1 protein-coding gene is annotated in these 880 nt (G+C 58.6%); it reads right to left on the bottom strand.

Annotated elements, in window-relative coordinates; all coding sequences use genetic code 11:
* A partial coding sequence (locus tag ACXJ7R_RS34650) for an EAL domain-containing protein (protein WP_457155726.1) occupies positions 1-880 on the bottom strand: 880 nt, incomplete at both ends.

Here is an 880-nt window from a genome sequence, read left to right as displayed (position 1 = left end):
AGCCACGACAGGCCGGCAAAGCCGGTCCCAAAATCATCGAGCCATATCTTGATGCCGAGCAGCTTCAGGTCGCTGATGCAGCGAAGAATGTCCGAGTGCATCTCCATTTCCAGTCCTTCGGTGATTTCGAAGGCCAGCCTGCTGCCGGCGACGCCGGTCTCGCCCAAAATGGTCGCGACGGACGTTGCGAAGCCAGGTGTCTTGAGCTGAATTGGAGAGACGTTGACACTGACGACACGGACGTGGTCRTCCGCCAGAAGCTCGGAGCACACTGTCCTTATTGCCCAGCGCCCGAGTTCCAGGATCGCGCCGGTTCGTTCCGCAACGGGAATGAACAGGCTCGGCGGAACCGACGTACCGTCCAGCATTCTGAGGCGCATCAGAGCCTCTACGGCTTCGACCCGGCCCGATTTGACATCCTGGATAGGTTGATAAACGAGCGAAACGAGATTCTGGCCAATCGCGATCTTCAGCAAGGCCGCGATGTTCTCACTTTCGTCGCTGCTCTGGGGATCGGTCGGATCGAACAGCCGAGCGCAATTTCGACCACCGGCTTTTGCCAGATAGAGCGCGCGGTCGGCTTCGTGGATGATTTTCTCCAGCTTGGCGCCAGTCTGCGTCCTGGTGAATGCAGCGCCAACGCTCACTGTCACAATCGAGACGCCGTCTCGCCGCAGCTCGTGGGTAAGCGCCAAGCCCTCCACCGTACTGCAAATGGCTTCGGCCAGATCCATGATCTGTTCTTTTCTCTCCACTCGAGCCAGGACAATGAATTCCTCCCCGCCATAGCGACCGATCGAGCCACTATACTGCTTGATCATTTCGCTAAGGGCATTGGCGACATGGATCAGGCAGCGGTCGCCTTCCTGATGGCCGTAGC

The organism is Mesorhizobium sp. P5_C1, from assembly GCF_054049815.1.
The sequence above is the reverse complement of the archived record's forward strand: the minus strand, read 5'-3'. Positions and strand labels throughout refer to the sequence as shown.